Annotated in this window: 15 protein-coding genes; 9 read left to right on the forward strand and 6 right to left on the reverse strand. The window is 45.9% G+C overall.

The window, feature by feature from the left end:
• The first annotated feature begins 1 nt into the window (after nucleotide 1).
• Nucleotides 2-586 (forward strand): Uma2 family endonuclease, encoded by a 585-nt coding sequence (locus QUA44_RS17110; protein WP_333252581.1) that lies wholly within the window; start codon nucleotides 2-4, stop codon nucleotides 584-586.
• Between the two features lie 155 nt (nucleotides 587-741).
• Here QUA44_RS17110 and argF read toward each other — a convergent pair whose 3' ends face one another.
• A complete protein-coding gene (gene argF / locus QUA44_RS17115; protein ID WP_333252583.1) occupies nucleotides 742-1662 on the reverse strand; it encodes an ornithine carbamoyltransferase in 921 nt (306 codons plus the stop codon).
• A gap of 99 nt (nucleotides 1663-1761) precedes the next feature.
• Nucleotides 1762-2772, reverse strand: a complete 1011-nt coding sequence (gene dusB, locus QUA44_RS17120) for a tRNA dihydrouridine synthase DusB (protein WP_333227082.1) — start codon at nucleotides 2770-2772, stop codon at nucleotides 1762-1764.
• A 592-nt stretch (nucleotides 2773-3364) separates the two neighbouring features.
• On the opposite strand from dusB, the gene QUA44_RS17125 reads away from it, so the two are divergent.
• The 3 genes from QUA44_RS17125 (at nucleotide 3365) to QUA44_RS17135 (ending at nucleotide 7214) form a co-directional block, all read left to right on the forward strand.
• On the forward strand, nucleotides 3365-4957 hold the full coding sequence (locus QUA44_RS17125; protein WP_333252585.1) for a glucose-6-phosphate isomerase: 1593 nt from the start codon (nucleotides 3365-3367) through the stop codon (nucleotides 4955-4957).
• Nucleotides 4958-5020: 63 nt separating this feature from the next.
• Nucleotides 5021-5755: a DNA-binding response regulator gene (locus QUA44_RS17130; RefSeq protein WP_333252587.1), complete on the forward strand. Its 735-nt coding sequence runs from the start codon at nucleotides 5021-5023 to the stop codon at nucleotides 5753-5755.
• 409 nt (nucleotides 5756-6164) lie between these two features.
• A complete protein-coding gene (locus QUA44_RS17135) occupies nucleotides 6165-7214 on the forward strand; it encodes a hypothetical protein (RefSeq protein WP_333252589.1) in 1050 nt (349 codons plus the stop codon).
• Here the strand turns inward: QUA44_RS17135 and QUA44_RS17140 are convergent.
• The 4 genes from QUA44_RS17140 to murC all read right to left on the reverse strand — a co-directional run bounded on the left by QUA44_RS17140 (nucleotide 7211) and on the right by murC (nucleotide 11068).
• Nucleotides 7211-7711: a low molecular weight protein-tyrosine-phosphatase gene (locus tag QUA44_RS17140; protein WP_333252591.1), complete on the reverse strand. Its 501-nt coding sequence runs from the start codon at nucleotides 7709-7711 to the stop codon at nucleotides 7211-7213. The two genes, QUA44_RS17135 and QUA44_RS17140, sit on opposite strands and share 4 nt — an antisense overlap.
• 281 nt (nucleotides 7712-7992) lie before the next feature.
• Nucleotides 7993-8343: a YbaB/EbfC family nucleoid-associated protein gene (locus tag QUA44_RS17145; protein WP_293130049.1), complete on the reverse strand. Its 351-nt coding sequence runs from the start codon at nucleotides 8341-8343 to the stop codon at nucleotides 7993-7995.
• A gap of 61 nt (nucleotides 8344-8404) precedes the next feature.
• Nucleotides 8405-9361 (reverse strand): UDP-N-acetylmuramate dehydrogenase, encoded by a 957-nt coding sequence (murB, locus tag QUA44_RS17150; RefSeq protein ID WP_333252595.1) that lies wholly within the window; start codon nucleotides 9359-9361, stop codon nucleotides 8405-8407.
• 150 nt (nucleotides 9362-9511) lie between these two features.
• Nucleotides 9512-11068, reverse strand: coding sequence for a UDP-N-acetylmuramate--L-alanine ligase (gene murC, locus QUA44_RS17155; RefSeq protein ID WP_333252596.1), 1557 nt, complete (start codon nucleotides 11066-11068; stop codon nucleotides 9512-9514).
• Nucleotides 11069-12190: 1122 nt separating this feature from the next.
• Between murC and nadD the strand changes: the two genes are divergently transcribed.
• From nadD to QUA44_RS17180, 5 genes are all read left to right on the forward strand, one after another.
• Nucleotides 12191-12907: a nicotinate (nicotinamide) nucleotide adenylyltransferase gene (gene nadD, locus QUA44_RS17160; RefSeq protein ID WP_333252598.1), complete on the forward strand. Its 717-nt coding sequence runs from the start codon at nucleotides 12191-12193 to the stop codon at nucleotides 12905-12907.
• A gap of 190 nt (nucleotides 12908-13097) precedes the next feature.
• Nucleotides 13098-14117 (forward strand): type I glyceraldehyde-3-phosphate dehydrogenase, encoded by a 1020-nt coding sequence (locus QUA44_RS17165; RefSeq protein ID WP_333252600.1) that lies wholly within the window; start codon nucleotides 13098-13100, stop codon nucleotides 14115-14117.
• Nucleotides 14118-14749: 632 nt separating this feature from the next.
• Entirely contained in the window at nucleotides 14750-15703 is a 954-nt protein-coding gene (locus QUA44_RS17170) for a GDP-mannose 4,6-dehydratase (RefSeq protein WP_333252602.1), read from the forward strand.
• 22 nt (nucleotides 15704-15725) lie between these two features.
• A complete protein-coding gene (locus QUA44_RS17175) occupies nucleotides 15726-16007 on the forward strand; it encodes a DUF5678 domain-containing protein (RefSeq protein ID WP_333252604.1) in 282 nt (93 codons plus the stop codon).
• A 69-nt stretch (nucleotides 16008-16076) separates the two neighbouring features.
• Entirely contained in the window at nucleotides 16077-20549 is a 4473-nt protein-coding gene (locus QUA44_RS17180) for an FkbM family methyltransferase (protein ID WP_333252606.1), read from the forward strand.
• Nucleotides 20550-20595: the final 46 nt, after the last annotated feature.

The raw sequence follows: 20595 nt of genomic DNA on the forward strand, positions 1-20595 counted from the left end.
TATGCTAATAACAGAAGCTGCTTTCACGCTCCGTAAATGGACAGTTAAAGAGTATCACAAGCTGGGAGAAATGGGATTTTTTCACCCAGAGGAACGAGTCGAATTAATTGAAGGAAATATCATCAAAATGAGTGCAAAAGGAACTGCTCACACCTCCGCTTTAGGCCGTACAGATAGATTGCTGCAAAGCCTTTTTGCAAATCTGGCGTGGGTACGAATGCAAGATCCGATCGCCCTTGATGACAATTCCGAACCCGAACCAGATATCGCCGTAGTCAGAATCGATCCTTTTGACTATGCGACTCACCATCCGACTCCCTCAGAAGTCTATCTCATTATCGAAGTGGCAGATAGCAGCTTGGCTTACGATCGCGAAGTTAAAGCTAAAATTTACGCGCGATCCGGCATTGCCGATTATTGGGTGCTAAATGTGGGCGATCGACAACTCCATGTTTTTCGAGAACCCGCTGAAAATGGGTATCAAAGCGAAGTAATTATTGGGGAACATGGGAGCATTTCACCGCTGGAATTTCCCGCTTTCAATATCGCAATTCAGGCAATGTTGCCCCCTCTGGTATCAAATTGAAAACGGCTGTATCAATTCTCTTTATTTGTGAATTATGTTTTTTTTATTAACCGCAGAGGGCGCAGAGGGCGCAGAGAAAGAGAATAGAAGAGATAGAGAGAATGGCTTTTCTCTTATTCTTCTGTCTGGCGATTCTTCTCTTCCCTTCTCTATTCCTAATCGCTTTCTAGAATGCTTGCGAGCAAAGCTTGCTGAGCGTGCATCCGATTTTCTGCCTGATCCCAAACGCGCGATTGACTGCCTTCAATCACTGCATCGGTAATCTCTTCATCTCGGTGTGCAGGCAAACAGTGCAATACAATTGCATTCTTATCTGCTAACTTCAGCAATTGTTCATTTACCTGATAGGGTTCAAACAAAGGAATCCTGATTTTTGCTTCCTCTTCCTGTCCCATACTCGCCCAAACATCAGTATAAATCACTTGAGCATTTTTAGCAGCAGCTTCCGCATCAGCAGTTACAGTAACTTCTGTTTTTCCCTGAGCAATTGCCTTAGCTTTTGCCACAATCTCAATATTCGGCCCGAAATCTTCAGGACAAGCAATTCTGACATTTATCCCGGTCATTGCACAGCCTAACATCAGCGAATTTGCCATGTTGTTACCGTCGCCAAAATAAGTCAGTGTCAATCCTTCTAGCTTGCCAAAACACTCTTTTACTGTCAGTAAATCCGCTAGCACTTGACATGGGTGTTCGTCATCTGTCAGCGCATTAATTACAGGAATTTTGGCATAGTTGGCAAAAGTTGCTAAATCCTTTTGCTCGAAAGTCCGAATCGCCAAAATGTCTAAATACCTGTCTAAAACCCTGGCTGTATCTACCAACGGTTCGCCGCGGCTGACTTGTGTAACGTTGGGATTGAGGTCAATCACTTGCCCTCCCAATTTATACATTGCTACCGTAAAACTTACCCGCGTTCGCGTTGAAGCTTTGGAAAATAATAAGCCGAGAACTTTATTGCGTTTCAGCTTGACCATTCCCGATTTTAAACTGGCTGCTAGATCCAGCAAATAATTTAATTCGTCAATGCTTAAATCTGCCAGACTTAATAAATCTCGCCCTTTTAATGAGTCCATGCTTTCCCCCACCCACAAATTTTTAACTGTGTCTTAAATCTTAGCCCGCAGAGGTGGGTTTTGTTTCTGTAATCCCTAGTTGAGATCTGCGGGTAAGGTTTATGCGGGCAATTGCTCGATCGCGCGATCGATCGAATCGCAACCTTGTTCAACCGTTTCTACCACAGCCAACACGCCCCGCAATTCCCCAGCGCCGGGGAAACCCTTAGCATACCAGGTTAAGTGCTTGCGTGCTTGGCAAACACCGCTTTCACCTTTATATTCCCACAAAGCTCGCAAATGTTCCTTAGCACATTCGAGCCGTTCAATTGGTGTCGGAGCTATCTTTTCCACACCAGTTTTCAAGAAATAATCAACTTCTCCAACCAAAAAAGGATAGCCCAAAGTTCCCCGCGAACACATCACTCCATCGGCGCCGGTTTCTTCCAGACATCGCATCGCTGCTTCCACTGAAAAAATATCCCCGTTAGCAATAACTGGAATCGATAAAACTTCTTTCACTCGGCGAATCCACTCCCATTTTGCCGGGCCGGTGTAACCTTGCGATCGAGTGCGGCCGTGTACGGTAATCATTTTTGCTCCCGCATCTTCCATCCGCTTCGCAAATTCCAAAATATTAATTTCTTTGTCAGTCCAACCAATCCTAGTTTTAACTGTGACAGGAACATCTACCGCTTCCACAACTGCCCGCACAATTGCCTCGGCCGTTTCCGGGTCTCGCAGCAGGGAAGAACCGCCACCGTTTTTAGTAATTTTGTTAACCGGACAGCCCATATTAATATCAACAGTATCCGCTCCTTCTGCCACTGCTTTCTGGGCCGCTTCTGCCAAGAAATCCGGGCGGCAGTCAAACAATTGAATGCTAATCGGGCGCTCGTTCGGGTCAACTTCCATAATTCTCGGCAGTTGCTTCACGTAGTGCAAACCCGTAGCGTTCACCATTTCCGTGTACATCATCGAATCCGGCGCATAGCGGCGCACTAGGCGGCGAAATACCAAATCGGTAACGCCGGATAAGGGTGATTGCAGGACGCGACTTTTAACTTCAAAATCGCCGATTTTGAGCGGAGTTGCTAATCTTTCTTTTAATTCTGGAGATAAAGTAAGCATAGTCGATCGCACTTTAATTTTAATATCTGTATATTATACTACACTTCCGATACTTGACAGTTATTAATTATATTTTTTGCCGATTATTGAGTGGCAGCTAAAAGTATATTTAACCTCACATCTTGCACCATTCTCAATTACTTGTTTAGGAACAGGCAAGATGCCTGTTCCACAAGAAAACTCATTCTTTGTGGAACGGGCATCTTGCCCGTTCTTGACAATCGTGCAAGATGTCAGTTTAACCTGACTGCAATGCCTATTTTACAGATCCCGATCGCCCGAATTTGAATATTGTTAAATTATGGCCCAAAGCCCAACCCCGACTACACTTAAATCTCTGTGTCGCTTCGATCTATCTATGGGGTGTTGCCATTAATGGGCGATCTACCTACAAAGAGTGTTGTGCAACTCATATTTTTCTTGTTTAATTCTGCCGAATGCTCTGACTGCCTTCTGTTCCGGCTGCCTTCAGACGACTAATGCTTAAATTTATTGGGATTCTGCAAAAGCCGTACATCAGATCGTTTTAAACTACAATTGGTGGATTCCTGACGACGCCGATCGAACATTAAAAAAATTGTAGAGAATTCCTATGGATGCCACAGCACTCTGGCAACGCTATCAAGACTGGCTTTACTATCACTCTGGATTGGGACTTTACCTCGATATCAGTCGCATGGGATTCGACGACGCTTTCGTCGCCACAATAAAACCCAAATTTGACAAAGCTTTCAAAGATATGGCAGCTTTGGAATCAGGTGCGATCGCCAATCCCGACGAAAACCGCATGGTGGGCCACTACTGGCTGCGAAACCCCGATTTAGCTCCCACTCCAGAATTAAAACAAGAAATAGTCGAAGCAGTAGCACAAGTCGAAACATTTGTCAAAAAAATTCAAAACCGCGATATTAAACCGCCCTTTGCTCCGCAATTTACCGACATAATTTCGATCGGCATCGGTGGTTCGGCCCTAGGCCCCCAATTTGTCGCCGAAGCTTTATCCCCAGACATTCCGCCCCTAGCAATTCATTTTATCGACAACACTGACCCGGCGGGGATCGATCGCATCCTTAACAAAATCAAAGACAAACTCGCCAGCACCCTAGTAATTACTATCTCCAAATCCGGGGGTACCCCCGAGCCCCGCAACGGCATGATCGAAGTTCAAAAAGCCTTCGCCGCCCAAAAACTCGACTTCGCCAAACAGGCAGTTGCCATCACCGGCACAGACAGCCAACTCGACAAAATAGCCGTAGGAGAAGGCTGGATTGGCAGCTTCCCGATGTCGGACTGGGTGGGAGGACGCACTTCGGAACTCTCAGCAGTAGGACTTTTGCCAGCAGCTTTGCAAGGCATCGACATTCGGGCGATGCTCGACGGCGCTAAAGTCATGGACGAAGCTACCAGAATTCCCGACATTAAAAACAATCCCGCCGCCCTTTTAGCCATGAGTTGGTATTTTGCCTGCAACGGACGCGGCGAAAAAGACATGGTAGTTTTGCCGTATAAAGATTCACTGCTATTGTTCAGCCGCTACTTGCAGCAATTAGTCATGGAATCGATCGGCAAACAGGAAGATTTAGACGGCAACACAGTTCATCAAGGAATCGCAGTTTACGGCAACAAAGGCAGCACCGACCAACACGCCTACGTCCAGCAACTGCGAGACGGCGTGCCGAATTTCTTCCTAACATTTATCGAAGTTTTGGAAGACAGGCAAGGCATTTCCCCAGAAGTAGAAACCGGCGTCACTTCGGGAGATTATTTGTCTGGTTTGTTGCAGGGAACTCGACAAGCTTTGTACGAAAATCACCGAGATTCCATTACTGTCACAATTCCCCAAGTCAACCCTCGGACAGTAGGAGCATTAATCGCCCTCTACGAAAGAGCCGTAGGTTTTTACGGTTCCTTGGTGAATGTCAATGCGTATCACCAGCCAGGGGTCGAAGCAGGCAAAAAAGCAGCCGCGGCTGTATTGGACTTGCAGCAACGGGTACTGCAAGTGCTCAAAGACGCCCAAAAACCTCTGTCTGTCGCAGAAATAGCCAAAAAAGCAGGAAAGCCAGAGCAAATCGAGACAATTTACAAAACTCTGCGGCATTTGGCAGCCAACGGGCGCGGCGTAGCTTTGGAGGGAAAATTAGCGCAACCGGCTACTTTAACTGCAAGTTATCAAGAGAATTAAACAGTAGAATTAAACATTAAAAGTGAAATTAGTCACTTTTAATGTTTAATTTTTAATTCCCCCATGCCATTAACGATTCTGGTTGCTGACGACGATTTCGCGACTCGCTTGTCAATTACCGATTATCTAGAAATTACCGGATACTCTGTAATCGCTGCTGAGAACGGCAAAGAAGCTTTAGGTTTGGTAGATGAATTTCAGCCCCACTTGATTGTTACCGACATTACAATGCCCGAGATGGATGGCTACGAATTTGTGCGGCGAGTTCGGACTCGTCCCGCTTTCCGCTTGCTGCCGGTGATTTTTTTGACGGAACGCACGAGCACGCAGGAACGGATTCGCGGCTATCAGATGGGGTGCGACAATTATCTGGCTAAACCTTTTGAACTCCAGGAATTGGGGGCGGTAATTCGCTCTTTGCTCGATCGCTACGCTCTAATCGCTCAGGCACCGTCTCATTCCCCAAAACCAGAACCGACGCCAACAGAGGCACGCAGCAGAGCCAATGGCCAGCCAGAAGCAGATTTTTCAACTCAAAAGTCACAAACGGGCGATTCCCTACGGGATAGCTCCGCCGCGCGTGCATCTGGCAGCCAAAATGCCCCGACTTTGACTCAGCGAGAGCGACAAGTGCTAGATTTGCTGACAGAAGGTCTTTCTAATATTCAAATAGGCTCCACACTCCACCTCAGTCATCGAACTGTCGAAAAGCACGTCAGCAGCTTGTTCAGAAAAACTGACAGCAACAACCGAGCAGAACTCGTTCGCTTTGCGATGGAACACCATTTAGTCAGATAACCGCAAAGGCTCAAGCAAAAAAAAATAGCGGAAATTGTTGCACAAACACGAATCACCTCATGCTCAAAAATTACTCAAAAAATCAGAAACTTCTCTATACAGTAGCCCTAGCAGCTTCCATAATTTTCTGTATTGCCATGACATCGATGGGAATCACCAAATATTACAGCGTTTTACAGGGTGGAGACAACTATAACGATTTCCCTACCAGCGGTTTCAGCGTCATCAGACTTCTAATTAACGGTTCCTACTTGATAGCAACAGTTGCATATATTATTTGGTTATTCAAAAAAAAACCACAAATTCGAGCTTTACAGACATTTGCAAGTATGCAATCCCCTTTCTGGCCCTTGCCCTCATAGCTTATCCCCAAAGCAACGACATTTATTTGTACTTGCATTACGGATCGATGAGCTTACATAAAATTAATCCTTATCTTAATAATCCTGATACCTTAGTTTCTAACGTATCTCCCTTCCTCAACTGGTTGCAAACTTCTACCTACGGCCCCGTTTCTCTGTTCTTTTTTTCGGTATCAGCACTTGCTTTACCAATTAGCCCTTTACTGGGAGTTTATATTTTTAAAATAATCTGCGTATTAGTACACGCGCTCAATGCCTACTTAATTTGGCGGTTGCTAACAAATGCTGAAAACCGTAACCTCATAACAATGGCTTATTTAGTCAATCCCATGCTATTGAACGAGCAAATAGCTAATGCTCACCTTGACGTTTTAGTTGCTAATACATTGATTGTTTTAATAGGATGTATTTATTACCAACGTTATGTTTTTGCAATTTTAGCAATTTGGGTGGGTTTTTTAATAAAAACCTTACCTATCATTTGGCTACCCTTAGTTTTTGCTTTCCTCTGCAAGCAGCGTCGGTGGAGAGATTTAGCAGCATCAGTCTTGCTTTCTTTATTAATTATCGCGGTGATAACTTATACATTTATGCCAACAGTTTCAGCTTGGAGAAGTCTTTTAAATCCAGGAACCACCGGGGCGACTGCTCGATCTTTTCACCATGGGATCAATTTATTTCTAAATTTTTTGCCAAATATAAGTGTTGAAACTAGGGAAAGTATTCTATCATTCCTCAAATATTTTGCGTATTTAAGCTGGATTGTTTACTATGCAGTGACGTTAATTAAAACATTCTTTCGCAAAAATGACTCGGAAATTAATTTGGTATCAGATATTGGATGGACGACTCTGACTTTGTTTTTGTTTGCTACACCTTGGCTAATGCCTTGGTATCCATCTATTTTGCTGCCAATTGCTGCTTTGAGTATCAATTCTCCCCATTTTGTATTGACCAGCTTAACTTTTTGTTTGTCACCAAGTATCATCTTGGGAGGGGGAGCTGGAAAAACTATGCTCTCCCTAGTGACGAGTTTTGTCACCGTTGTCCCACCTACAGCATTGCTAATATTCGGGCGGAAGAGGGCACGGTTTTAAATTGATTTTTGCCCTCCAACTCTTAATTGTTCCTGACTCATAACATACTCCAACAAACCCTGCGAAGCGTCCATCAGCAAATCAATTACCCGATCGAATCCATCCGGGCCGCCGTAGTAAGGATCTGGCACTTCTTTAAGGTCGTATTTCTGGCAAAAATCGCACATCAACCGCACTTTATCTTGATATTTTCCCGCCTTGTCGAGAGCAAGAATATTCCGATAATTTTCCCGATCCATCGCCAGAATAAAATCAAAATTTTCAAAATCTTTCCTTTGAAATTGGCGGGCTGCGCCTAACAATTCAATTCCTTGCTTCCTCGCAGCCAATGCCATGCGGCTGTCAGGGGCGCTACCAATGTGATAGCCGCCTGTTCCGGCGGAATCGCAGGTGATACGATCGCCCAAACCTGCTTTTTCGATTAAGTGATTCATGATATTTTCTGCTGAGGGCGATCGGCAGATGTTTCCGAGGCAGACAAACAATAATTTAGTCATTAGTTATTAGTTATTAGTTATTAGTTATTTGTTGTTTGTTGTTTGTTATTTGTTGTTTGTTGTTTCCGGTTGCATCCGAATTATTAGTAACCGGAATTAGGATACGGCAGTGCCGTGTCCCTACCCCAAATAACATTGTAGGGACACGGCAGTGCCGTGTCCTCTATTATTCCGGTGCAACCGGAATTCACATCAGTTGTCAGTTGCAGTGCCCGGAGCGAAGTCGAAGGATGATTGGTCAACTGTCAACTGTCAACTGTCAACTGCCCACTGACTAATGATTAACCGAAACCGGGGAGATTTAGTCCACCGGTGAGTTCTTCCATTTTCTCCCGCATCGTAGCCGTAGACTTAGTGTAAGCATCCAGCATCGCCACCGTGACGAGTTCAGAAACCACATCAGCACCTTCACCGATCGCATCCGGCGAAATTTCCACCCGGCGAGGTTCTTGGTTGCCGCTGAGAAAAACTTTGACCAAGCCGCCGCCGGCAGTTCCCTCAATTTCCATTACATCCAACTCTTCTTGGAGCTTTTTAGCTCCTTCTTGAACCTGCTGAGCTTTTTTGAAAGCTTCAGTCAGTTCCTTCATTTTGCCGAGGCCGAAGCCAAATCCTTGTCCTGATTTTGTCATAGCTAGTTTCTGATTGTGTGTAGGCTGGCAGTTTGCCGTTTCCGTTTACTTCAATGATGCCTTAGAAAGGGAACTCTCCCAGTATTCTAACTTCTGGCTCCAACAACAGCGACCACCGCTGCTCGACTTGCTGTTGAACGTGGCGGATCACTTGAAAAATATCATTGGCCGTTGCCGACCCGCAGTTAAGAATAAAATTAGCATGGCGCTGAGCTACTTGTGCGCCCCCGATCTGATATCCCTTCAGTCCCGCTTGTTCGATGAACCAACCTGCCGTCTTGGGGCCGGGGTTACGGAAGACTGAGCCACAGCTCGGTAAGTGGTAAGGTTGAGTTGTCCGCCGCTGGCTGAAATGGTCATTAGTTTCTGCCATTACTTGCGATCGGTCGAATCCCGGCTGTAACTGGAAAGTCGCTTCTGTTACCAGCCGATCGCCCCCTTGCAACACCGAAGTCCGGTAGCGGTACTCCAACTCTTGGGGAGTCAAAATTTCCACCTTACCGGAGGGGGATAGCAGGCGAGCATTGACCAGAATATCAGCAGTACAGCCCCTGTGAGCGCCTGCATTCATCACCACAGCCCCTCCCACGGTGCCCGGTATACCGACTGCCCATTCTAGACCTTTCCAGCCCCGTTTAGCCGCCAACCAAGCGAGGCGGGGAATTGACTCCCCCGCCCCGGCCGTAACTTGACCTGCTTCTGCATTGAAATGCACTTGCTTGAGGTAGCGAGTGGCGACGACCAAACCGGACAAACCCCGATCGCTCACCAACAAATTAGAACCCGCACCCAACAGAGTCACCGGCACCCCTTCATCCTGTGCCCAGGCAAAACTTGCTTGCAAAGCCTCCATGCTACGGGGAGCGACGTACCACTGGGCCGGGCCGCCGACTCGGAAAGAAGTCTGGCCAGCAAGCGAAACTTGGGAGTTAATCTGACAGTCAGTTCCCCGCAAAGAAATAGGAGAATACACTCGCCGATTGTCCTTAACAGAGGAGTCATTCGAGATTGTCACCATCTTGAAAATCCTTAAAAATACCTTCGCTCGAAGACGTGGTTGAAAATTCATTTAGCTAACTTATGGTGCCCCTTTGAGCGAGCCGCCCGACAGAAGTTTCGGCACAACGTGCCACGCCATAATGTCGATCAACTCTACTCAGTTCGCGAGCTAATCTGGGCGATCGGCGGCTTGATAAAAAGCCATAACCTCTGGAATAATCTGATTCAGATTACCAGCACCCAAAAACAGAGCCAAATCCCCCGGTTGCAGATTTTGGGTTAAAAACTTAGTGACTGACTCCAGGGAAGGCGCAAACTCAACCTCTCGGCCTTCTTTAGCAATCAAATCAGCAACTTGCTGCCCACTAATCTCTCCTAAATTTGGTTCCCCAGCACTATAAATATCGCAAGCCACAACCAAATCAGCATCCCCAAAAGATTGAGCAAATTCTGGCAAAAATGTCAGAGTCCGGCTGTAACGGTGGGGTTGAAAAATTGCAACCACTCTTCGGGATTTGGGATTTTTTTCGCTACCTTCGATCCGCAAGCGAGCCGCCGCCAAGGTGACGAGAATTTCGCTCGGGTGGTGGGCGTAGTCGTCCACAAACAAGATGTCATTGTGAAAACCCCGCACCTCAAAACGGCGACGAGCTCCTTCAAAGCCAGCAATCGCTTTGGCAATCGCCGAAAACTCCAACCCCAACAATCGACCCACTGCTACCGCCGCTAGTGCATTGCTGAGATTGTGTGTCCCCAGCAACTTCAACTGCATTTCTCCCAGGAAAGCTCCTCGCTCCCAAATACCAGCCTTGGTGCTTTCGGCACCGTACTCCACGCCCGAAACCGTGTAGTCAGCACCGCTGTCCGGATTCAAGCTGTAGCTGACATTGGGGGCGAGGCAGTCTTTGACGATTTTGTCGTCTATGCAGCCCACCAAGGTTTGACAGTTTTGGGCAAACACCTTAAATATGTCTATCACCTGATCGAGAGTCTCGTAATGGTCTGGATGATCCAGTTCCACATTGGTCACTATGCCAATTTTTGCTACCAGCTTGACGAGAGAACCGTCGGATTCATCAGCCTCGGCAACTAAGTAGGGGCCTTCGCCGGCACGGGCATTACCTTCCCAGGCATTTACCTCGCCTCCGACTACGATCGTCGGATCTAGACCCGCAGCCATCAGCATGAAACCAATTAAGCTGCTAGTAGTAGTTTTGCCGTGAGTCCCGGCTACGGCGATACTTTGGTAATCTTGAATTAACGCTGCCAACACATCCGATCGATGAAAAATCGGACAGCCCAAATCTAGAGCAGCTCGATATTCGGCATTTGCCGGGTGAATTGCCGTCGAACATACTACTTGAGGCAATCCCGCATTTGCTGGGGTTCCCGAACCGTTGCCGTTCAATTTGAGAGCTTCGGCTGTCGCGACGGAAGTCCCTACCGCACCAGCGACTGTCGAGGATACGATTTTTTCGGGTGTCCCGCGATCGGGAGTGCTACCGTTGATGGCTGTTTGAAAAACTTCAAAATTGCTGGCGTCTTGACGCCAAAAAATGTGAGCTCCCATTCCTTGCAAGCGCTCGGTGATGTGACTCGATTTAATATCGGAGCCGTACACGGGCAACTTGCGTTTAGCTAGAATGTAGGCAATGGCTGACATCCCTATCCCACCAATGCCGATGAAATGAAATGGTCTACCGCTAAAATCAACAGAACTCGGCATCTTTGCTCCTCACACACCACGCCACGCCAATAACACGCGATATCATCAAAAAAATGGTTAGAAACCCCGTCCCTTCGGCAAGCTCAGGGCAAGCCTTATAGGACGGCTTTATATTCCCTTTCGGGAAGGAGGGGTATGGTTGCCCATCCGTGGAGATATGGTTGTCTCCAAAACTCCCTTGCGGGGTAAAGTTAGCTTGTCGGTCAATGTTTTCTGAGCTTTTTAGACTTGCAGCACCGTTCCAGTGACCTTAGAACTGTTTAACTGCAAATGACAGGGCGGGGGACTAGCTTCGCATCCCAGGGTGTCGTGACTCAAAAAACCTAGTCAGTTAAGACGCTTGGCCCGTCAGAACGGCTCGTAAGAATCTTACAAGCCTCATGCCTTTAGGCTGAGGTTCCTGACATCAAGAATTGTTTTTTTCAGGATACAGTTCGCTAGACATTTTTGTACACAATTCTCTGCGCTTCCCTAAATTTCGGGATTTGTAGAGAGGTTTGTCTAGTATCCTATTTGACTTAGTGCCGAGTAGTTTTCCGGAACAGTCACAAAGCTGAGAAAATTGCAGGTCAGAGAGAATGGGGTTTGGGGCCAGGATCGGCTGACTAATTTTGGGCGGTTGCACAGTCCTGCATTCTTTCTATTTCTATCCGCCTGCTGTGCTGGGATACCGCAGCAAAAGCCCCACAATCTTTTTACGAAGATTGAGGGTCAAACCCATCAGGATTTACAAACACTACCACGTATGGCACAACTTCGCTCATTTTTTAGTCTTTGATCTGTTGGTACGTTCAACAGTTGACTGTTGACCGATCGCGCTTTTGATATTTTTTGCGAGGGAAATTAATTTTTCCGCTCTCCCTACAAGGGGGAGGCTTGAAACCCATTTTTGGGGCTAAGTATACTAAGTACCTTTTTCCCGAAACTTAACCTGACACGATGTTACCCAGACTGAGCTATAGTAGGTTTCTCACTTGGTTTATATACAAAAGTGATGCTGGTGTCTGGGAGCGGACAGTCGTCCGCACTACGAACTAATCCGCGATCGGACTATAGAACTGGTCAAAGCCTACAAAAATAAAATTTCGGTAAAGTCTGTATTAATCCTAATTTTTGGGAAATATGGGGAAAATAGCGATTTTTGGGGGGACTTTTGACCCGGTTCACTGGGGGCACCTGTTGGTGGCCGAGACGGCTGCGAGTCAATTTAATCTCGATCGAGTCATTTGGGTACCGGATCGCTCTCCTCCTCACAAGTGGCGCCCGGATTTGGCAAGTTTTGAGCAGCGGCGGGAAATGCTCGCTCTGGCGATCGGCGATTGCCCAGACTTCCTACTTTCGCCGCCGTCGGCAAATCCCTCCGACAGTTCTTTTGCGATCGACACCCTGCTGTATTTGCAAAAATTGTATCCAGGCGATCATCGCTGGTACTGGATTATTGGTAGTGACGCACTCCTTACTCTCCCCAAATGGCACCGGTGCGTTGAACTTGCCGGGTTGTGCGACTGGTTGGTGGCCCCGCGTCCGACTCAGGGAGATCGAGAGACAGCAGAAAGCGGCGAGATTGAGGGAGTGTCGGAGTGGGGAGATTGTCCGAGTCGAAAACCCATCGATTCCGGGGCAGAAAGGATGCAGGTTCAGGCAAATGCTGTGGGCCGACGAGTTGCCGAACAAATGGCTCTTTTGGACGTGGAAATTCGCTGGGAGGTTCTGTCTATGGCTGCGATCGAGATTTCGTCGAGCCACATCCGCCGCTGCTGCGCCGAAAGGATCGACCTCCGCTACTTAGTCCCGGAAGTTGTCGGGACTTATATTGCAGCCCATCAGCTTTACCAGTAACCAGCGGCAGAAAGCCTAATGCCTTCTGCCTTGCAATTTCAGCCTTCTAGAAAAGTTCAAGCTTTTTTGATCGACACAAAAAGTGAGAAAGGATCGAGCTTTGCGATATGATTTTGTCTCATAAGTCAATTCTTAAATTTTTCCAAAATTTCAGCCTGAGCTAAGGGCTGCCATCGTTAGGAGGTACAAGGTGATTAGAGTCGCGATCAACGGTTTTGGACGTATTGGGCGCAGTTTTACGCGCTGCTTGCTGGGCCGAGAAAATAGCCAGCTTGAGCTGGTAGCAATTAATGACACTTCCGATCCCAAAACTAATGCCCACTTGCTGAGATACGATTCCATGATGGGAACGTTGAAGGGTGTGGACATCAGTACGGATGAAAATTCGATTATTCTCAATGGCAAGACAGTTAAATGTGTGAGCGATCGTAATCCGCTCAACCTGCCTTGGAAAGATTGGGGTATTGATCTGATTATTGAAGCAACCGGTGTCTTCGTTGACCAAGCTGGTGCATCGAAGCATATCACTGCCGGCGCTAAAAAAGTGTTGATTACTGCTCCAGGCAAAGGGCCTGAAGTTGGCACCTATGTGATGGGAGTCAACCACCACAACTACAAGCACAGTGACTACACAGTCATCAGCAATGCTAGCTGTACCACTAACTGTCTAGCTCCCGTACTGAAAGTGCTTAACGACAATTTTGGCATCATCAAAGGCATGATGACGACTACCCACAGCTATACTGGCGACCAGCGCTTGTTGGATGCCAGCCACCGCGACTTGCGGCGGGCGCGGGCTGCTGCAATGAATATTGTGCCGACTTCTACCGGAGCGGCCCAAGCTGTGGCTTTGGTGATTCCAGAATTGAAGGGTAAGTTAAATGGCATCGCCATGCGCGTCCCGACTCCTAATGTGTCGGTAGTTGATTTTGTGGCTCAGGTAGAGAAAAAGACTTTTACCGAACAGGTAAATCAAGTTTTCAAAGAAGCAGCCGAAGGCCCGATGAAGGGGATTTTGGAGTACAACGATTTGCCTCTGGTTTCTTGCGACTATCGCGGAAATGATGCTTCTTCGATCCTGGATTCCAGCTTGACGCTAGTTATGGACGGCGACATGGTAAAGGTGTTGTCTTGGTACGACAATGAGTGGGGCTACAGTCAGCGGGTTGTTGACTTGGCTGAATTGGTCGCCGAACGTTGGGAAGGCTAGTATCTAAAAGAAGGGATTGGTCAGTCGGCAAAAGGTAAAAATAAAGAGTAGAGCAATATCGGTCTCCTGTCTGGCGATCGGGCTCCGATCCCCCCTAACCCTCCTTAAAAAGGGCAGGGCTGTTTCATTCTCTTGTAGGGGCAATCCCCCCGTGGTTGCCCCGATCCCTGAAACGAACAAATCGTCGGTGGAGGGGGTAGGCACGGGGGCACTACCCCTACAAAACCCTCGTTTTTCCGAGAATAAATCAGCCCTGCCTTAAAAAGGGGGGGACATGAGCCTTGTCTAACAAAAACAGTGGGGTGAATTTTGTCGTCAAAGTCCCTTCTTAAGGGGGATTTAGGGGAATCTGGCCTCGGCTACAAGCCAGATTTCGGGCGATCGTACTCTTTGGGCAGAAACCGGGTTTTTTCACCCAAATATAGGGTTCCAACCCTTAATATCGGTAAAAAACCCGGTTTCTTTAGTCTCCGGCGCAAGTCCTAAAATTTGTTGGTATTAAGCGCCCACACTCCCTCTGCTAAGGATTCGGAAAATCCCAAATATTAAAAATCATCAAAATTCCGACTGTAAAAGTTAAACAACTGGAAAAAGAGCAACAGCTAGGGTAGAGTTGTGAAAACAAAAATTTTATGAAAAAAGCGTTAATTTGTGGTATATCCGGTCAAGATGGAGCTTATTTAGCGAAACTGTTGCTCGATCGAGGTTATGAAGTTTGTGGCACATCCAGGGACGCCCAAATGTCTAGTTTCGGAAACTTAGCCCGTTTGGGCATCCGAGACAGAGTAAAACTAGAATCCATGTCTCTCAACGATTTTCGCAGCGTCTTGCAAGTCCTTGCCAAAATAGAGCCAGATGAGGTGTACAATCTAGCAGGTCAAAGTTCCGTCGCCTTGTCTTTTGAACAACCTGTAGAAACCCTCGAAAGTATTGCTACAGGCACATTAAATCTGTTAGAAGCAATCCGGTTTACCGGGGGGAAAATCAAACTTTACAATGCTAGTTCTAGCGAATGTTTTGGGGATACTGGAGGCACAGCAGCGGATGAAAATACGCCCTTTCGCCCCAGAAGTCCTTACGCGGTGGCGAAAGCAACGGCATTTTGGGAAGTAGCAAATTATCGGGAAGCGTACAATTTGTTTGCGTGTTCTGGTATTCTGTTCAATCACGAGTCGCCGCTGCGGCCGGAGAGGTTTGTGACGCAAAAGATTGTATCTGTGGTGTCCCGGATTGCTGCGGGTAGTTCGGAAAAACTGCATTTGGGCAACATTTCGGTGCAGCGGGACTGGGGCTGGGCTCCGGAGTATGTGGAGGCGATGTATTTGATGTTGCAGCAGGATGAACCGGATGATTATGTGATTGCTACTGGTGTAAGTTATCCTTTGGAGGAGTTTGTGCAGACAGCGTTTGTGGCTGCGGGTTTGGATTGGCGGGAACATTTGGTAAGTGATGCGAGTCTCTACAGACCGACGGAGATTGCTGTTGGGAGGGGAAATCCGGGTAAGGCGAAAGAAAAATTGGGGTGGGAGGCAAAATATAAAATGCCCGATGTGGTGCGGATGATGGTGGAGGCGAGGCAGATTTGAGGTAAAGTTATGGGGTGAAAATATGGCAGCAGAATATGCGACAGCTAAGGAGTGGTATAAGGCTAATCGCCGAGAGTTGAAAAAATATCGGGGTCAGTGGATAGCTTATACTAACGAAGGTGTGATTAGTGGCGATCGGGATTATCGAAAGATGAAGGACGGGATTCCCGCTGATACACCTAATTTAAGTTATGTAATCGATCGTATATTTGAAAGTGAATTTGTGGAACCAGTTAGGTTTTATCCTGTCAGGATGAGGTCTTTGAAATCTCACGATTGGCAGCCAAGATATGTTAATCTCTAAACACTGCAAAAAAGCTGGTTCAGAGAGAATGTAGTTATTTGTTAAAAAAAATGTATAGGAGTAATTGAGATGGGTTTGGGAGATTGCAAACAGCTAATGTTGGTGCTAAAAAATGAATATAATTTGCCAACATTTGTAGAGACGGGGACTTTTCAAGGCAGCACATCTGTGTGGGCTTCCGAGCATTTTCAAAAGGTATTTACAATAGAATTTGCTAAGCATATATATGAATCAACATCCAGTGCTTACAGCCATGTAAAAAATATAGAATTTTTGTGGGGTCATACAAAAGAACAACTTAAGTTAGTTGTCCCTCAACTCAAGGAACCTGCTCTATTCTGGTTAGATGCTCATTGGATGGGTGGTGGCACTGCGGGAGAAAATGATGAGTGTCCGTTGCTTGAAGAATTGGAAATAATCAATAATTATGAATGCGAACATTTTATCCTGATTGACGATGCTCGATTGTTTTTGTCTCCCCCACCAAGTCCTCACCGTATAGAACAGTGGCCGAGCCTTAATGAAATAATTGCTACACTATCGGCGAAAACAAGCAGATACACAGTTATCTTTGAAGATGCCATAGTTTCTGTGCCTGAACGAGCAAAATCGGTTGTAGCTCAGTTTTGTCAAGATGCTAATACTAAGGCATGGGAAGAGTTTTCTCGAACAGGTGAGTTCCGGGTAGCTACTGCTTTGCCAAAGCATCCCGAAGAGCAGAAAGAAACAGAAAAAATAATAAATAGCACCTTTCAAGGTAGTGGTGAGAGCCAAGTTATCGCTAGATTTATTAATGCAGGTAATGTAGTTTTTGATGTAGGTGCTAATGCTGGGGATTGGACGGCGGAAGTGTTGAACCAAGGACATGACGTAGAAATTCACCTGTTTGAACCAATTCCTCATGTTTATAAGAAGTTGATTCAGAACCTGGATAAACAAGTAATTTCCAACAATCTAGCTGTAGGGCAAAAAGAAGAAGTTAAGACATTTTATTATTACGAAGCTAATCCGCTATTGAGCACTTTTTACCGCAGAGTAGATGTTGAAAAACAAGGGTGGCTGAATCCGCCTAAAGAAATTACAGTTTTGACGACAACTATCGACAATTACTGTCAGCGCCACGGCATTAAGAGAATTAATTTTATCAAAATCGATGTTGAGGGCGGCGAATTAGACGTTCTTTATGGGGCGAAATCTTTTCTAGAATCAGGGAGAATCGATTATCTGCAATTTGAATATGGTGGAACGTATATCGATTCAAAAACAACGTTGAAAGAAGCATTTGAGTATTTGCAAAAGTTCCGGTATTCAATTTTTAAGGTTCTCCCAGATAAATTAGAATACAAACCCACCTGGGAGCCAGAGGATGAAAATTTTGAGTTCAGTAATTTTTTGGCTGTAAATGAGCGATTCCGCCAAAATGTTTTGGGTGAAGTGCCCCGAATGCTGGATTTGCAGCAAATTTTCAGCCAATATGGAATCGTGCCGCACGGAGTTATTCACGTTGGAGCTCATGAAGGCACAGAAATCAGCACTTATCAAGCAATGGGTGTTCAAAAAGTGCTTTTTGTGGAAGCTAATCCGGTTGTGTTTGAACGGTTGCAAGCTAATATTGCTGGGGTGCCAAATGTTCAAGCGGTGAACTGTGCTGTTAGCAATGAAAATGGTACGGTAAACTTGCGCGTGACTTCGATCGATCAAAGCAGTTCTATTTTGCAACTGAAGCGCCATCTAGAACTTTATCCAAGCATTCAAGAAACTCATCAAGTTGAGGTACAGTCAAGAACGATTGATACGCTGCTGCAAGAGCTGCAACTCAACCCTTATGACTTTAATATCTTAAATATAGATATTCAAGGGGCAGAACTGTTGGCTTTGCAAGGAGCAGCTAACTGGTTGAAATATGTGTCAGGAATCAACACGGAGGTTAATTATGAAGAACTGTATGATGGCTGCGCTTTAATTGAGCAGTTGGACGAATTTCTGGAAATGCACGGCTTTCAGCGGGTAGCGACGATAACTCACCATCCTTACTGGGGCGATGCTTTCTATGTCAAGAAGCCCCTGATTACGATGGCGGCATTTGAGATAGCGCGATTTGGCAATCAGATATTTGACTATGCTTTTTTGAAAATGTACACCAAAGAACACGGGATGCGGCTTGAGTTGCCTGCGTGGCCCGGTCAATATCTTTTCGGTCACAATGAGCCGCCAATTGCTCATCCATTACCTCAAGTTGTGGAGCAACAATATCCCTATAAAAATTCAGAGTCCGCAATACTGAACGCGCCCAAACCAATTACAAACGCTGATTTTTTTGGATTTTTTCAGTTTCACACCAAGTATCACGCTGAGCACAAAGAGTATTTCTGTTCGCTGTTCAAACCAGTGTCGGAAGTTGAAGCCAAGATGCAAGAAGCTGTCAACCGCTTGCGAGAACGAGGCAAAACAGTTGTGGCATTGCATTTACGGCGGGGCGACTATAGTTGGGCAAGCGATATCGTTCCTTATCTTTCTATTGCTCCGAATGAATGGTACAGAGAATGGTTGGACGGTTTGTGGGAAACTCTGGATGAACCAGTTTTGTTTATAGCTAGCGATGAAATCGAAAATGTTGTCGGGGATTTTGCCGATTATAACCCGATAACAGTCAAGGATTTGGGTGTAGAGATGCCAGAAGCACCTTTCTATCCTGATTTTTATATATTGAGCCAGTGTGATGTTTTAGCTACTTCAAATAGCACATTCTCTTTTGCAGCAGCGATGCTGAACGAACGGTGCAAATTTTTCTTCCGACCGAATTTACAAAAGAACAAACTGATTCCCTTCGACCCTTGGAATAGCGAGCCGTTGCTCCGGGATAATCCTAATGGGAAAGCAGGAACTGAGCCACAGGAAGAAAATATCAGAAATAAGTGCAAACTGAGTGTGTGTGCAATTCTCAAAAATGAGGCTCCCTATTTAATTGAGTGGTTGGAGTTTCATAAAATAGCTGGTGTTGAAAGGTTTTATTTGTACGACAACAACAGCACGGATAACCCGCTTGATGTGGTGCGTCCGTATGTTAAATCAGGTGAAGTTATTTGGCACGATTGGCCGTTGATACCAGGACAACTTCAAGCTTATGAACATTGCCTAGAAACCTACAGACAAGAATCGGAGTGGATAGCTTTTATTGATTTGGATGAGTTTTTATTTACGACCGAAAAGGACGATCTCAAAGAGGTATTAGAGGAGTTTTATGATTGTCCAGCAGTCGCTGTTAATTGGTTGGTTTTTGGCTCTTGTGGTCACAAAACTAGACCAGAGGGCTTGCAACTAGAAAATTTTACTAAACGAGGTGTAAACGATTGGGAAATCAACAAGCATATCAAATCAATCGTGCGTCCTGTAGAGGCTATGCGCCCTCTTTCCCCTCACGATTTTACATACTTGAATAATCGGGTTGCTATCACAGAAAATAAAGAACCAATAGTGGGGCCTTGGTCTACAACAAATTCAGTGCAAAAGCTGCGGATCAATCATTATACGACTCGCTCGTTACAAGAAAACAAAGAAAAAATGCTTCGAGGTATAGCCGATGCACTTGTTCCCAGACCTTGGATGTTTGACTCCACCGATCGCAATGAAGTAGAAGATTTAACGATTCAGCGTTTTGTTCCTCAGTTGAGACAAGCTGTTGATTCAGTTATATCTAAATCTCGAATAGCGCAGATTTTAACGGGACAGTGGGGCTTGCAATCTAAGCTGTACCAGATGCAAATAGAATTAGAGGAATCTCATAAAAAATTGCACCAAACTCCAGGGGGATTTGAGCAATTTACAACTCAAATACAACAAGTTCAAGAAGAACTCCAACCAATTAAACAAGAACTTGAAAGCCGGCGGCTTCAATACCACAAAACTCAGGAAGAACTCGAACAAACTAAGTCTCAGCTAATTGAAGTTCAGACTCAACTGCAAGATATGGAGAGTGCTGCGGTTCCTTTAAATCAACTGGCAGAGTTGTATTTAGCTCAAGGAAAGTTAGAAGATGCGATCGCAGTTTGCGAGCAAGTCTTAAAGATTAACCCCAAGTTTGTTCCGGCTTACAAGACTTTGGGGAATGTTTTGCAAGCTCAGGGTAAACTGGATGAGGCAAGGAATTGGTATATTCGCGCTCTGGAAATTCAACCTGATTTTGCTCAAGCTTTGGCAAACCTGGGGACTATTCACGCACAGCAGCAACAGTGGCAAGAGGCGATCGCAGCTTACCAAAAAGCGATCGCGATTCAACCGAATTTTGCTGGTGTTTACCGGAACTTGGCTAAGGTTTTTTCGCAAATTGGCAAGCCAGATGAAGCTGTCGAGTGTTGTTATGCAGGTTTGATTTTGGAGCCCAAAACAACAGCAGATGAATATTTTAACCTTGGTAATACTCTGCTCGATCAAGGGAAACAGGAGCGGGCGATCGTATGTTACCGCAGGGCGGTTTATTTAAACCCAAATTTGTCTGAGGCTCATGACAAGTTAAGTGAAGTTATGTCTGTTGTTGGGGAGTAGGGTGAAGCGATCGCTTATTATCAAAAAGCGATCGAACTTCCAGCAC

This window comes from Microcoleus sp. N9_A2 (assembly GCF_036701775.1).
GTDB lineage: Bacteria > Cyanobacteriota > Cyanobacteriia > Cyanobacteriales > Microcoleaceae > Microcoleus.

What these genes read in the sequence shown, in the direction of transcription:
- QUA44_RS17175 (WP_333252604.1), top strand. Translation starts at nt 15,726, where the DNA reads ATGGCAGCAGAATATGCGACAGCTAAGGAGTGGTATAAGGCTAATCGC.
- QUA44_RS17140 (WP_333252591.1), bottom strand. Translation starts at nt 7,711, where the DNA reads ATGACTAAATTATTGTTTGTCTGCCTCGGAAACATCTGCCGATCGCCC.
- QUA44_RS17110 (WP_333252581.1), top strand. Translation starts at nt 2, where the DNA reads ATGCTAATAACAGAAGCTGCTTTCACGCTCCGTAAATGGACAGTTAAA.
- murB (WP_333252595.1), bottom strand. Translation starts at nt 9,361, where the DNA reads ATGGTGACAATCTCGAATGACTCCTCTGTTAAGGACAATCGGCGAGTG.
- argF (WP_333252583.1), bottom strand. Translation starts at nt 1,662, where the DNA reads ATGGACTCATTAAAAGGGCGAGATTTATTAAGTCTGGCAGATTTAAGC.
- QUA44_RS17125 (WP_333252585.1), top strand. Translation starts at nt 3,365, where the DNA reads ATGGATGCCACAGCACTCTGGCAACGCTATCAAGACTGGCTTTACTAT.
- nadD (WP_333252598.1), top strand. Translation starts at nt 12,191, where the DNA reads ATGGGGAAAATAGCGATTTTTGGGGGGACTTTTGACCCGGTTCACTGG.
- QUA44_RS17130 (WP_333252587.1), top strand. Translation starts at nt 5,021, where the DNA reads ATGCCATTAACGATTCTGGTTGCTGACGACGATTTCGCGACTCGCTTG.
- QUA44_RS17170 (WP_333252602.1), top strand. Translation starts at nt 14,750, where the DNA reads ATGAAAAAAGCGTTAATTTGTGGTATATCCGGTCAAGATGGAGCTTAT.
- QUA44_RS17180 (WP_333252606.1), top strand. Translation starts at nt 16,077, where the DNA reads ATGGGTTTGGGAGATTGCAAACAGCTAATGTTGGTGCTAAAAAATGAA.
- murC (WP_333252596.1), bottom strand. Translation starts at nt 11,068, where the DNA reads ATGCCGAGTTCTGTTGATTTTAGCGGTAGACCATTTCATTTCATCGGC.
- QUA44_RS17135 (WP_333252589.1), top strand. Translation starts at nt 6,165, where the DNA reads ATGAGCTTACATAAAATTAATCCTTATCTTAATAATCCTGATACCTTA.
- QUA44_RS17145 (WP_293130049.1), bottom strand. Translation starts at nt 8,343, where the DNA reads ATGACAAAATCAGGACAAGGATTTGGCTTCGGCCTCGGCAAAATGAAG.
- dusB (WP_333227082.1), bottom strand. Translation starts at nt 2,772, where the DNA reads ATGCTTACTTTATCTCCAGAATTAAAAGAAAGATTAGCAACTCCGCTC.